General features: G+C 69.0%; 10 protein-coding genes and 3 pseudogenes. 7 read left to right on the top strand and 6 right to left on the bottom strand.

All coding sequences use genetic code 11. From position 1 onward, the window contains the following. Positions 1-17: 17 nt before the first annotated feature. A complete protein-coding gene (locus MQH10_RS01885; RefSeq protein WP_242562380.1) occupies positions 18-410 on the bottom strand; it encodes a helix-turn-helix domain-containing protein in 393 nt (130 codons plus the stop codon). A 128-nt stretch (positions 411-538) separates the two neighbouring features. On the opposite strand from MQH10_RS01885, the gene MQH10_RS01880 reads away from it, so the two are divergent. Next, positions 539-1,465 carry a lysophospholipid acyltransferase family protein gene (locus tag MQH10_RS01880; protein ID WP_242562379.1) on the top strand — a complete coding sequence of 309 codons (927 nt, stop codon included), beginning with the start codon at positions 539-541 and terminating at the stop codon, positions 1,463-1,465. On the opposite strand, the gene MQH10_RS01875 is transcribed toward MQH10_RS01880, so the two are convergent. From MQH10_RS01875 to gcrA, 4 genes and pseudogenes are all read right to left on the bottom strand, one after another. Then, positions 1,462-2,373 (bottom strand): M23 family metallopeptidase, encoded by a 912-nt coding sequence (locus tag MQH10_RS01875; protein ID WP_473828306.1) that lies wholly within the window; start codon positions 2,371-2,373, stop codon positions 1,462-1,464. The genes MQH10_RS01880 and MQH10_RS01875 overlap by 4 nt on opposite strands. Beyond that, positions 2,298-2,522: a DUF2093 domain-containing protein gene (locus tag MQH10_RS01870; protein WP_242562378.1), complete on the bottom strand. Its 225-nt coding sequence runs from the start codon at positions 2,520-2,522 to the stop codon at positions 2,298-2,300. Before MQH10_RS01870 ends, MQH10_RS01875 begins: the two co-directional genes overlap by 76 nt. Before the next feature lie 27 nt (positions 2,523-2,549). Then, positions 2,550-4,150: pseudogene (gene xseA, locus MQH10_RS01865) on the bottom strand (exodeoxyribonuclease VII large subunit). 67 nt (positions 4,151-4,217) lie between these two features. Beyond that, positions 4,218-4,729: pseudogene (gcrA, locus tag MQH10_RS01860) on the bottom strand (cell cycle sigma 70 cofactor GcrA). Positions 4,730-4,966: 237 nt separating this feature from the next. Here gcrA and MQH10_RS01855 point away from each other — a divergent pair. The 6 genes and pseudogenes from MQH10_RS01855 (at position 4,967) to MQH10_RS01830 (ending at position 10,458) form a co-directional block, all read left to right on the top strand. Then, positions 4,967-5,788, top strand: a complete 822-nt coding sequence (locus tag MQH10_RS01855) for an ABC transporter permease (protein ID WP_242562595.1) — start codon at positions 4,967-4,969, stop codon at positions 5,786-5,788. 97 nt (positions 5,789-5,885) lie between these two features. Next, positions 5,886-6,536 (top strand): TetR family transcriptional regulator, encoded by a 651-nt coding sequence (locus MQH10_RS01850; protein ID WP_242562377.1) that lies wholly within the window; start codon positions 5,886-5,888, stop codon positions 6,534-6,536. After that, positions 6,533-7,036 carry a hypothetical protein gene (locus tag MQH10_RS01845; RefSeq protein WP_242562376.1) on the top strand — a complete coding sequence of 168 codons (504 nt, stop codon included), beginning with the start codon at positions 6,533-6,535 and terminating at the stop codon, positions 7,034-7,036. The genes MQH10_RS01850 and MQH10_RS01845 overlap by 4 nt, the downstream gene beginning before the upstream one ends. A gap of 193 nt (positions 7,037-7,229) precedes the next feature. Next, positions 7,230-8,404: pseudogene (locus MQH10_RS01840) on the top strand (acetylornithine transaminase). Between the two features lie 110 nt (positions 8,405-8,514). After that, complete coding sequence (gene argF / locus MQH10_RS01835; RefSeq protein WP_242562375.1) at positions 8,515-9,450, top strand: ornithine carbamoyltransferase; 936 nt, start codon at positions 8,515-8,517, stop codon at positions 9,448-9,450. 12 nt (positions 9,451-9,462) lie between these two features. After that, entirely contained in the window at positions 9,463-10,458 is a 996-nt protein-coding gene (locus MQH10_RS01830) for an Hsp33 family molecular chaperone (RefSeq protein WP_272886675.1), read from the top strand. A 9-nt stretch (positions 10,459-10,467) separates the two neighbouring features. On the opposite strand, the gene MQH10_RS01825 is transcribed toward MQH10_RS01830, so the two are convergent. Continuing rightward, positions 10,468-12,090: a hypothetical protein gene (locus MQH10_RS01825; protein WP_242562373.1), complete on the bottom strand. Its 1,623-nt coding sequence runs from the start codon at positions 12,088-12,090 to the stop codon at positions 10,468-10,470. Between the last annotated feature and the right edge of the window lie 179 nt (positions 12,091-12,269).

Below are 12,269 nucleotides of genomic sequence, written 5' to 3'. Positions count from 1 at the left end.
GAACGGGCGCTTCAGATCTAGACGGCTTCGTGGTCGCCGTTGAGCGACTTGGCCAGGTCCAGCAGGCGGCGGCGCGGGCGCTCGCCGAGCTGGTAATAGGCGCGGATCAGGTCGAGGGTTTCCTTGCGGGCGAACATTTCGCCGCCGCCTTCGCTCTCCTGGGCCGGCTCGCGATGAGCCACGTCCGAGAGACCGTCATAGAAATACCCGACCGGAACTTCCAGCGCCTCGGACAGCTGCCACAGGCGGGCCGCCGAGATGCGGTTCGCGCCGCACTCATACTTTTGGATCTGCTGGAAACGCACGCCACAGGCGCCAGCCAGTTGCTGCTGGGTCAGGCCCAGCAGACGGCGCCGCCGGCGCAAACGCTTACCAAGGTGAACGTCGATGTCGTTGCCCATGGGCTCCATCGCCCCCTCATTCGGTTGCCTAGCGCCCGTCCCAAAGCGAGACGGTCTGACCCGAATTCCGCAAGTCGCGCGCCAAGCGATTTCGGTTCGCGTTGCGCGGAGGGGGGAGGGGCGGGTAGGAGTGGTCCATGACGGCGCCCCGCCCTTCCCTGGCTCAGGACATAGCCTGGCGGCTCGAAGCCTTCGCCTTCGACCTGATGACCGGTCTCGCCCGCCTGTTCCCCATCGACGCGGTGTCCGACTTCGGCGCCTGGCTGTTCCAGCGCCTGGGGCCGCTGACCAGCGCGCACAGGGTGGCCGAGACCAATCTGCGCATCGTCTTTCCTCAGGCCGACGACGCCGAGATCGCGCGGCTGCTGCGCGAACAATGGGACGGGGTCGGCCGCTGGGCGGTCGAGTTCCCGATCCTGGACAAGATCATCGCCGATCCGGCCCGGGTCGAACTGGTCAATGGCGAGCGCCTGGCCGAGATCGCCCGCACGGGGGAGACCGTGGTGTTCATCTCCGGACACTTCTCGTCCTTCGAGATCATGCCGGCGGCCATCATCCATGCCGGGATCGCCTGCCAGATCACCTACCGGGCCACCAACAACCCCTATGTGGACGAGCGCATCCGCAAGAGCCGGGAGCGCTACGGCGTGCGGCTGTTCGCGCCGAAGGGGACGGACGGCGCCCGCGAACTGATCCGCGCCCTGTCGCGGGGCGAGTCCGTGGCCCTGATGAACGACCAGAAGTTCAATGGCGGGGTGGCCGCCCCGCTGTTCGGCAAGCTGGCCCACACCGCGCCGGGCCCCTCAAGTTTCGCCCTGCGGTTCGATGTGCCTTTGCAGCCCATGTCGGTGGAGCGGATCGACAAGGCGCGCTTCCGCGTCGTGGTCCATGATCCGATCCGCCTGACCAGCACCGGCGACCGCAATGCCGATATCGAGGCGGGCGTCCGGCGCGTGAACCAGTTCATCGAGGAGCGGGTCTATGCCCGCCCCGCCGAATGGTTCTGGGTCCACAAACGCTGGCCCAACGAGACCTACAAGAAGAAGCGCGCGGCCAAGGCCTAAGGCTGCTTGGCCCCCACCATCAGCATGGGGTCGAGATTGCGGCCGTGCCACTTCATGCGCCAGCACAGGTGCGGGCCCGTGGCGCGGCCCTCCTTGCCCACGGCGCCGATCACCTGCCCGCGTCGGACCGTGTCGCCCACGGCGACGTCGATCCGCGACTGGTGCAGGTAGCAGGTGATCAGGCCCTGGCCGTGATCGATCAGGGTCAGGCCGCCGTCGAAATGCAGTCCGGTCTCGGCGAAGGACACCACCCCGCCGGCCGGCGCGCGGATCGGGGTTCCGACGGGCGCCGCAAGGTCGTCGCCATAGTGCGGCTTCTTGGGCTCGCCGTTCAGGATCCTCTGGCCGCCGAACCGGGCGGAGAGGCGATAGGTCTTCACCGGCGTGATGAAGCCCTGCCGGAAGTCGTCCAGGTCGGCCAGGCTGGCGAAGCCCTTGGACTTGCGCTCGACCTCGGCGGCGATGCGGGCCAACAGCGCCTCGTCCTGAGGCGCGACCTGGTCCTCCGGCAGTCCGTCGATTCGCTGGATATTGAAGTCGCCCGGGGCGATGACCGCGACATGGGTCGCCTCGCCATCCTCGGTGACCACCCGGATCCGCGCCTCGGGGCCGGCGTCGCGGTCGAAGCCGACGACGAAGTAACCGGCCTGCGAGGCTAGGCCCTCGGCGACGTCGTCCACGAAGATCTGGGCGCGGGGGGCCGTGCGCCCCATGGCGAAGCCGCCCTGCTGGAAGCGACCGGACAGGGTGAGGCCCGGCGCGGCGGCGAAGGCCGGCCGCCACAGGGCGGCGACGCCCAGGCCGGCGAGGGCCGCGCGGCGGTCGAGGCCGCTCAGCTCTGGGTTTCCGTCCAGCGCGCCAGGGATTCGGCGGGGCCGGCATAGGCCTCCTGCAGCGGGGCGCTCCAATAGCGCAGCGCCTCCAGGGGGATCTTCACGCCCGAGACCGCGCAGACCACATAGCGGCCCGGCTTCAGCACCACAAATTCGCCGTCGCCATAATGGACGACGGCCAGGTCGGCGGGGGCGCCCGGAAGGTTGCGGTCGTGTGCGTTCATGGGCGCAATGTAGCGCGCTTCAGGCCGTCAGAACAGGTCGCCCTGATTGGGCGGCGTGACGGGTCCTCGCGGGGCGCGGGTCATGTGCGGGCGGGGCTTGGGCGCGGGCACAGGCGCAGCGCCGGGATCGGCCTCGCCGTCGATCACCGCCTGGCGGGCCTGATCGGCGAAGACCAGCCGCACCTCTTCGCCGCTGGCCAGCGATCCGCCCTCACGGACCAGGCTGCCGTCGGCGCGGTGCACGCGGGCGAAGCCGCGCTTCAGGGGCGCGCTGGGATCGACCGAGGCATGCAGCTTGGACAGGGCCGTCAGGCGTTCGGTCAGCCGCTCCAGCCGGCGACCCACCGCCGGCTCAAGGCGTACGGCGATACGGGAGAGGCTGTCGGCCTGGGTCTGCTGCGGCCGTTGCAGCAGCGCGGGCGCCAGCCGGGCGCTCAGCCGGGCGAGTTCGGTGCGGTGGACTGAGACATTGCGCTCCAGGCCGGCGCCGAGCCGCGCGCCGACCCCGGCCAGCCGTTCGGCCTGGGCCTGTTGCGGCCGTTGCAGCAAGAGCGGCGAGAGCCGCGATGCGACCCGCACCATCTCGGTGCGGTGGACGGCGACGTTGCGGTCCAGGGCCGCGCCGAGACGGCTCTTGACCAGATTGAACCTCTGGCCGGCCAGTTCGACCAGGTCCGGAACCCGCGCCAGGCTGCGGTCCAATGTGGCGATGCGGCCGCGGCGGTCCTCGACCAGCCGGCCGCCATGGCGGTGCAGGCGGGCCGACAGGTCGCCAATGGCGGCGCGTAGCTCGGCCAGCACCGGGGTGGCGATCTCAGCGGCGGCAGTCGGCGTCGCGCGCGCCGGTCGGAGACGAAGTCGATCAGGGTGGTGTCGGTCTCGTGGCCCACCGCCGAGATCAGCGGGATCTGAGAGGCGGCCACGGCGCGGGCCAGGGTCTCGTCGTTAAAGGCCCAGAGATCCTCCACCGATCCGCCGCCGCGGGCGACGATCAGCACGTCGGGGCGGGGCAGGGGGCCGTCGACCGGCAGGGCGTTGAAGCCCTCGATCGCGGCGCGGACCTGGGCGGCGGCGGCGTCGCCTTGCACCACGACCGGCCAGACGATCACCCGGCAGGGCCAGCGGTCGCGGATGCGATGCAGGATGTCGCGGATCACCGCCCCGGTCGGGCTGGTGATGACGCCCACCACCGACGGCATCTCCGGCAGGGCCCGCTTGCGGGCGGGATCGAACAGGCCTTCGGTCTGCAGCTTGGCCTTCAGGCGTTCGAGCTGGGCCAGCAGGGCGCCGATGCCGGCGGCCTCCATGCTCTCGATGACGATCTGATAGCGGGAGCCGGCGGGGTAGGTGGTGATCTTGCCGGTCACCACCACTTCCAGACCCTGTTCGGGCCGGACGGAGAGATTGCGGACCGAGCCCTTCCAGACCACCCCGTCGATGGCGGCGCGCTCGTCCTTGAGGGTCAGATAGACGTGACCGTTGGAGTGGAAGGTGACCTTGGACAGCTCGGCGCGCAGGCGGACGAAGCCGTACTGGTCTTCCAGGGTGCGCTTCAGCGCGAAGGCCAGCTCGGATACGGAATAGGGCTTGGCGTTGCCCTCGGCGATGTCGGAGCCGGTGTCGGTCATGCCGGAGACGTTAGCGGGAGCCGGGCCGAAACCCAAACCCCCGCCAACTCATCCCCAACGGATCTTTTTAGATGTAGCGGCGCAGCGAGCGGGCCAGCTCCGAGGCGCCCGAGCGCTTCTTGGTCTGGGCCGGCTGATAGGCGACGCGGGCGTGTTCGCTGCAATAGGGGCCTTCCGACTGGCGGCGGCCGCAGAAGGTGAAGCCGTCGCTCGACGGATCGCCGATCGGCCACTTGCACATGTGGGCGCCGAGCGTCAGCACGGTGGCCGAGCCGGGGGCTTCGTCGATATAGCGGACGGGCGCCGGGGCGGGCGCGGCGCTCTGAGGCGCGACGGCCGTGGGCTCTGCGATGCGGCGCGGGGCGGCCGGTTGGGCGGCGGGGCGCTGCGGACGCGGCGCCTTGAACACCGGGCGGGCGGGCTTGGAGGGGCCGCGCGGCCCGACAGGCCCAGGCGGTGGACCTTGCCGATCACAGCGTTGCGGGTGACACCGCCCAGCTGTTTGGCGATCTGGCTGGCCGAGAGGCCATCCTGCCAGAGCTTCTTCAGCGTCTCGACGCGCTCGTCAGTCCAACCCATGTTTCCGCCTCCACCGCGCTTCTCAAAAATCCTGGCGGCGCCCCCGCGGCCGAGCCAGGATCAACATCTTGTGGCGTTTCGTTTTCTCGCCACCAGCAACTACCAGATATCGTAAACAGTTCCTTAATGACCACAATAGGCGCCCCGGGGTTCGTCCACAGGAACCATATATAGCGTCGCACTGTCGCACCCTTGGCCGCTCTTGCGCCGGCGCGCGTGAGCGCGCACATGGCGGATATGAAGGATATGCCGATCGACGAAGCCGTCCTGCCGCCTGAGCCCCGCAACTATCATGGGGTGAACTGGGCCGGACTGAAGACCCTCTATCAGCGCGAAGTACGCCGCTTCTGGAAGGTGGGGATGCAGACCCTGGCCGCGCCGGTCGTAACCTCGCTGCTCTACATGATGGTCTTCGTGGTCGCCGCCCAGGGCGCCCGGCCGCCGGTCCATGGCGTCGCCTTCGGCACCTTCGTGGCGCCCGGCCTGATCATGATGGCCATCCTCAACAACGCCTTCGCCAATTCGTCGTCCAGCCTGCTGCAGGCCAAGATGAACGGCCTGATCGGCGACTTCCTGACCCCGCCGCTCACCCCGCCGGAACATGTGGCCGGCTTCGCCCTCGGCGCGGCGACCCGTGGCATCCTGGTCGGGCTGGTCACCGCGATCGTGGTCATGCCCTTCGCCCATGTGCCGGTGACCCACCTGTGGGCGGTGCTCTATTTCGGCCTGGGCGCGGCCCTGATCCTCGGCCTGCTCGGCGTCATGGCCGGGCTGTGGGCCGAGAAGTTCGACAACATGGCGGTGGTGACGAACTTCATCGTCATGCCCATGACCTTCCTGTCGGGCACCTTCTATCTGGTCGATCGCTTGCCGGAGCCGTTCCGGACGGGCAGTCACTTCAACCCGTTCTTCTATCTGATCGACGGCTTCCGCTACGGCTTCATCGGTCATGCCGAAGGCTCGCTTTATACCGGCGTCCTGATGACCGCCGGCCTGGTCGTCGCCCTGACCTCGGTCTGCCTGTGGATGTTCGAGACCGGCTACAAGATCAAAACCTAAACACCTTCAAAGGTTTGGGGTTCCGAAAGGCCCGCGCTCCTGGCGCGGGCCTTTTTCATGTTGCGCCGCCCATATTGATGTAATACGTACTATCATCATGAGTGAGGCGAGAACATATAATTCCCTCCTCCGCCAGTCCCAGGCGGAGGCGACGCGGGAGAAGATCCTGGCCGCCATGGCTGCGATCTATGAGGAGGACGGCCGCGTCGAGGCCGCCACCGTGCGGGCCGTCGCCGCCCGCGCCGGCGTGCGGGAGATCACGGTCTATCGCCACTTCCCCAATCGAGACCTGCTGCTGCAGGGACTCTGGACATGGCTCAATCGCCGCAGCGGCGTGACCGTGGGCCTGCCGGAGACCAGCGACGAGATCGTCGGCAAGCTTGCGCCGCTCTATGCGAGCTTCGACGCCGCGCCGGCCCACATCCTGGCGGCGATCCGCACCGAGGAGGGACTGAAGGTCCGGGAGAGCCTGAACGCCGAGCGCGAAGCCGCCTTCATGGGGATCCTCGACGCCACGGTTCCGGACCTGCCCTCGCCCGAGCGCCGCAAGGCGGCTGCGGTCCTTCAGCTGCTCTATTCCGCCTACGGCTGGGTCTCCATGCGCGAGCAATGGGGCCTGGACGGCGAGGCCTCCGCACAGGCCGCCGCCTGGGCCGCCCAAACCCTCCTGGCCGATCTGCAAGCCCGCGGATCGGCCCCCATCCGGCCCGCACAGGCGGGCGCCCCCGAAAAGGACCCCGCAGAATGATCGCCCATTTCTCCATCCCCGCCCGCGACCCGCAGCGCGCCGCGGAAGTCTTCGGCCGGATCATCGACGGCGCCGTCATGCCCTTTCCCGTGGTCGAGGGCGCCTGGGTGGCCATCGCCCGGGACGGGTCGGGCCTGGGGGTCGAGGTGGTGCCCGCCGCGACGGCCCATCACATGGGCCGCGGCGAAGCGGGCCAAGCGGTCGGCGGCCCGGTGGTCATGCCCTGGGAGACCCAGATCCGCCAGGACGGCGACGACCAGTCGCCCAGCGGCTTCCATGTGGCGATGACAAGCCGGCTTTCCGCCGAGGAGATCGTCGCGCTCGGCGAGGCCCAAGGCTGGCGCGCGGTCCATTGCGACCGGGGCGGCGTGTTCGACCTGGTTGAGCTGTGGGTCGACAACCGCAACCTGGTCGAGGTGCTGCCGCCGGAGGGCACGCGGCGGTATCTGGCCTTCTACACCCCGCAGGTCGCGGGCCAGATGTTCGGCGCCCACCCCTGAATCCCTGATCCGCCAAGGGACCCGCGCGCGGCGATGTCACATCCTTGCGATTGACAACCGGGGCCCTTGGCTTGAAAACGCAAAGCCTTCAAGTCCCCGTCGCCCCGCGCCGGGGACGCTATCTTTTGAGAAGGCTTCCACCGTGACTGAAAAGACGGCGACGCAAAGCCCGCCCGTTCCCAGCGATCACATCATGGGCGTGTACAACCGCACCCCGCTGGCGTTCGAGCGAGGCGAGGGCGCGCGACTTTTCACCACCGACGGGGACGCCTATCTCGACTGCATGGCCGGCATCGCGGTCAATGCGCTGGGCCACGCCAATCCCAAGCTGGTGCAGGCGGTGAAGGACCAGGCCGAAAAGCTCTGGCACGTCTCGAACATCTTCACGATCCCGGGCCAGGAAAAGCTCGCCAAGGTGCTGACCGACGCGACCTTCGCCGACGTGGTGTTCTTCACCAATTCCGGGACTGAGGCGGTCGAGTGCGCCATCAAGACCGCGCGCAAGTATCACTGGGCCAAGGGTCATCCCGAGCGGATCGACATCATCGGCTTCGAAGGTTCGTTCCATGGCCGCACGCTGGCCGCCGTCAACGCGTCGGGCAACACCGCCTATCTGGAGGGTTTCGGCCCGCCGATGCCGGGCTTCATCCAGCTGCCCTATGGCGACCATGAAGCGCTCAAGGCCGCCATCGGCCCGACCACCGCGGCGATCATCATCGAGCCGGTGCAGGGCGAGGGCGGGCGCGCGCCCTGCCTGACGTGTGCCTGCGCGGCCTGCGTAAGCTGTGCGACGAAAACGGGATCCTGCTGATCCTGGACGAGATCCAGTGCGGCCTGGGCCGGACCGGCAAGCTCTTCGCCTATGAGTGGGCCGGGATCGAGCCGGACATCATGGCGGTGGCCAAGGCGCTCGGCGGCGGCTTCCCGGTCGGCGCCTGCCTGGCCACGGCGGAAGCCGGGTCGGGCATGACGGTCGGCTCCCACGGGTCGACCTATGGCGGCAACCCGCTGGCCATGGCCGTCGGCCTGGCGGCGATGGAAGAGCTGAACAGCCCCGAACTCCTGGCCCATGTGCGCGAGGTCGCCGGCTATTTCACCCAGCAGTTCGAGGGCCTGAAGACCCGCTTCCCGGATGTCATCGCCGACATCCGCGGCAAGGGCCTCTTGATCGGCCTGAAGCTCGTCACCCCGAACCGTGAATTCATGCAGCACGCCCGCGACCAGCATCTGCTGATCGCCGGCGGCGGCGACAATTGCGTGCGCCTGCTTCCTCCGCTCACCCTCACTCTCGACGAGGCCCGTGAGGCGGTGGAGAAGCTCGAGCGCGCCTGCGAAGCCGCGCGCGCCCAGGCCAAGGCCGCCGCCTAGTCCATCCGGTTTCCGGCGGAGGCCGGGACTCAAACATCAGGATTCTCGCGACCAGGCCGAACCTGGACCCCGGGCTATTTCCCGGGGAAAGCGGGAATTGGGGGATCGCAATGACCCAAGCTCCGAGACACTTCCTCGACCTGTGGCGGCTTGAGGCCGCCGACATCCGCGCCATTCTCGACGACGCGCACGCGCGCAAGAAGGCCCGCGCCGGCTGGCCCCAGGGCCGCGTGGACGCCGACGCCCCCGGCCGCGACCGCGTGCTGGCGATGATCTTCGAGAAAAACTCCACCCGCACCCGCTTCTCCTTCGACGCGGCGATCCGCCAGCTGGGCGGCTCGGGCATCATCTCGACGGCTTCCGACATGCAGCTCGGCCGCGGCGAGACCATCGAGGACACCGCCAAGGTGCTGTCGCGCATGGTCGACGCCGTGATGATCCGCGCCAACAACCATGAGGACGTGGAGCGCTTCGCCTTCTCGTCCTCCGTGCCGGTGATCAACGGCCTGACCGACAAGAGCCACCCCTGCCAGATCCTGGCCGACATCATGACCATCGAGGAGTCGCGGGGGCCGATCCGCGGCAAGACGCTGGCCTGGGTCGGCGACGGCAACAATGTCTGCTCCAGCTTCATCCATGCCGCCCCGAAGCTGGGCTTCAAGCTGAACATCGCCTGTCCGGCGCTGTACCATCCCGATCTGATGGACCTGGCCCGGGCCGAGGAGCAGCAGGGCCGCATCGAGATCACCCGCGACCCGCGCGAAGCCGTCGCCGGCGCCGACTGCGTCATCGCCGACACCTGGGTCTCCATGGGCGACAAGGACCATGACGAGCGCATCGAGGCGCTTGAGCCCTATCAGGTCGACGACGGCCTGATGGCGCTGTCGGCCAAGGACGGGGTGTTCCTGCACTGCCTGCCGGCCCACCGCGGCGAGGAGGTCACCGACGAGGTGATCGACGGTCCCAAGAGCCTGGTCTGGGACGAGGCGGAAAACCGCATCCACGCCCAGAAGTCGATCCTGGCCTGGTGCTTCCGGGCGATCTGAGGCCGGCGTGTTTTGACGCGGGGATCGGGGCGCCCTCGCAACGGGCGGCGTCAGCCCCTATATCACCGCGTCACTTCCCGCGAGACCCGACACCCCATGACCGCACACGCGACCGTCGCCGCCGACAACCTTGTCGCGCCCTTCCAGATCGAGGGCGAGCCCGTGCGCGGCCGCCTGGCCCGGATGGGCGCCGCGGTCGACAAGATCCTGAAAGGTCATGACTATCCCGAGCCGGTGGCGAACCTGCTGGGCGAGGCCTGCGCGCTGGCGGCCCTGGTCGGGTCGAACCTGAAGTTCGAGGGCCGGCTTATCGTCCAGGCCCAGGGCAATGGCCCGGTCCGTTACGTGGTCTGCGACTACGACACGTCCGGCTCCCTGCGCGGCTATTGCCGCTATGACGACGTCGCCGTGGCCGAGGCGGCCAAAGGCTTCGTACGGCCGGGCGCCAAGACCCTGCTGGGCGAGGGCGTGTTCATCATGACCGTGGACCAGGGCCCGGACATGGACCGCTATCAGGGCATCACCACCATCGAGGGCGAGACCCTGGCCCTCTGCGCCGAGCAGTATTTCGCCCAGTCGGAACAGACCCCCACCCGCGTGCGCCTGGCCGTGGGCCAGCTGGACACTGGCGACGGGCCGACCTGGCGCGCCGGCGGCATGCTGATCCAGAACATCGCCGAGGACGAGGCGCGGGGCCCCACGGCCGAGGCCTGGGTCCGCACTCAGGCCTTCTTCGAGACCATCGGCGAGGACGAGCTGATCGATCCGACCATCTCGGCCGAGACCCTGCTGTTCCGCCTGTTCCACGAGGACGGGGTGAGGGTGTTCGAACCCATGGCCCTGCAGGCCTTCTGCCGCTGCTCGCCGGCCCGCATCGCCAGCGTGCTGAACTCGTTCAGCGCCGCGGAGCGGGCGGAGATGGTCGAGGACGACGGCCGTATCCGCGTGACCTGCGAATATTGCTCGACGGTCTACGCCCTGACCCCGGACGAACTGACGGCGGAGTAGGGGCCGCCTCTAGGCGGCCTTGTCCAGCGCCCGCATCAGGGTCTGGATCTGGTGCAGGACCTTGGGTTCGCGCGACAGCTCCTCGGTGGTCTCCGGCTGGTTCATCACCCGGTTGGCCTCCCGCTTGGCGCGGTCGGCCGCCGGGCCCGGCGGCGCGGTTTCCCCCGCGGCCATGCGGATCAGGACCTGCAGCTTCTGGACCGGCGGGGTGTAGCCGCGATGGAGGTTGGCGATCAGCTTGGCCTCGGCCTCGATCTTGCCGCCCAGTTCGCCCAGCAGCATCAGCAGCGGCTCCACCCCGGCGGCGTCCTTGCCGGTGCGCGCGACCCGCCGATAGAGCCCGGCCAGCTGGGCGAGGCGCTCGGCCGCCGGAAGGCCCGGCGAATGGATCTCGGTCTCGAAGCGCAGGGAGGTCACGCTGGAGAGCAGCCAGCGGACGGCCTGGCGCTTGTGGGCGCCGCCCACCACGCTTTCCAAGAGGCGGGTGAGCGCCAGGGCCTCGGCCATGGCCGGGCGCGGGGTCTTCAGATAGGCCGACACGAACTCCGAGCCGACCAGGGCCGCGGAGCGGGCGATGAAAGCCTCGCGCACGGCCTCCGAGGTCATCTGCTTGTCGGCCGCCACGGTCAGGGTGGTGGCCAGAGCGCGCGCGATCTCCACCTCCTGTGCGGCGTCGGCGGGCCTCAGGCGCTTCTGGCTGGCGATCTCGGCGAGAATACGCTTGCCGACCAGGCCGCGCAGCACGCCCATCCGGCTGTCGGCGAGCAGCTTGCCGATCCGGGCCGCCGGGCGGGTCGGCGGCGGGATCAGGGCCGCCGCGGTCGGATCCATCTGCGCGACCACGGCGATCGCTGCCGGCGCGATCAGCTGGGCGGTGGCCGCCAGGCGCGCCCCCAGATCCAGGTCCTCGCCCAGGACGTCGTTCATGACCTGGGCGCTGTTGAGCATCTCGCCCAGGGGCTGGGCCAGGACGTGGAGCGCCAGGTCGCGGCCGGCCCCGGCCTTGGGCGCCGCCTCGGCCAGGGCGAGCAGCCGGTCGAGCTTCCCGCTCCAGGTCTCGGCCAGGCCGAGGTCGGCGGCGACCGCGCCGGCCAGCAGGAAGAGGCGCTCGTCCTGCTCGACCAGGGCCTCGCAGGCCGCCGCGAAATCCGACGGGGTGACCAGCGGAAACTGCTGGCCCTTGGTGGCGGCGCGCAGGCGCGAGGCCGCCTGGTCGATCAGCGGATGCAGGCTGCGGATCACCTCGTGCACATTCGAGCCGCGCGACAGGGCCTCAGGCACGGCGAATTTCTGGATGGCGTGCTGGAACTCGCTGCCCGCATTGCGCAGGGAATCGACCAGATCCATGCGGTGCAGCAGTTCAAAGGCGGTGACCGACTTGCGGCCCAGCCAGCCTTCGAGGAACTCGGCGATCTTCACCCGGGCCTGGGGCCCGTAGAGGTCCGCCGCCGCCTTGCAGGTCGGCGGCGCGCTCACCCCAGGGTTTGGGCGCTTGGGCGCGGGCGCGCTGAAGTCCCCCTCCTTGCGGATGATGCTGCTGGTGAACTCGCCCGTCTCGGGATCGCGGGTCTCGCGGCTGACCTTGATGGCGACGAACTCGCCGCTGGCCAGCATGTCATTGGCCAGTTGCACTGCATTCTCTTGATTTTCAAGAGAATGTTCCAGATTTAGCACGCGCCGGCGGCGACCAAACACCTCAAAATGGGTAAGCGTCTGCATGGGCCGGACTATCCGGCGCAGGTCTTTACGCAAGATGAAATTACCCGGTTTGGGGATGCAATGCCCGGGTGTGGCGCGCGGTCGCGGCTAAC

This window comes from Phenylobacterium aquaticum (genome assembly GCF_022695515.1).
GTDB lineage: Bacteria > Pseudomonadota > Alphaproteobacteria > Caulobacterales > Caulobacteraceae > Phenylobacterium > Phenylobacterium aquaticum.
Note: the sequence above shows the minus strand (reverse complement) of the source record. Positions and strands in the feature narration are given on the sequence as shown.

Bases quoted from the DNA above. Each gene is read 5' to 3' on its own strand.
- MQH10_RS01885 (WP_242562380.1), bottom strand. From the start codon at position 410: ATGGAGCCCATGGGCAACGACATCGACGTTCACCTTGGTAAGCGTTTG.
- MQH10_RS01880 (WP_242562379.1), top strand. From the start codon at position 539: ATGACGGCGCCCCGCCCTTCCCTGGCTCAGGACATAGCCTGGCGGCTC.
- MQH10_RS01870 (WP_242562378.1), bottom strand. From the start codon at position 2,522: ATGAACGCACACGACCGCAACCTTCCGGGCGCCCCCGCCGACCTGGCC.
- MQH10_RS01855 (WP_242562595.1), top strand. From the start codon at position 4,967: ATGAAGGATATGCCGATCGACGAAGCCGTCCTGCCGCCTGAGCCCCGC.
- MQH10_RS01850 (WP_242562377.1), top strand. From the start codon at position 5,886: ATGAGTGAGGCGAGAACATATAATTCCCTCCTCCGCCAGTCCCAGGCG.
- MQH10_RS01845 (WP_242562376.1), top strand. From the start codon at position 6,533: ATGATCGCCCATTTCTCCATCCCCGCCCGCGACCCGCAGCGCGCCGCG.
- argF (WP_242562375.1), top strand. From the start codon at position 8,515: ATGACCCAAGCTCCGAGACACTTCCTCGACCTGTGGCGGCTTGAGGCC.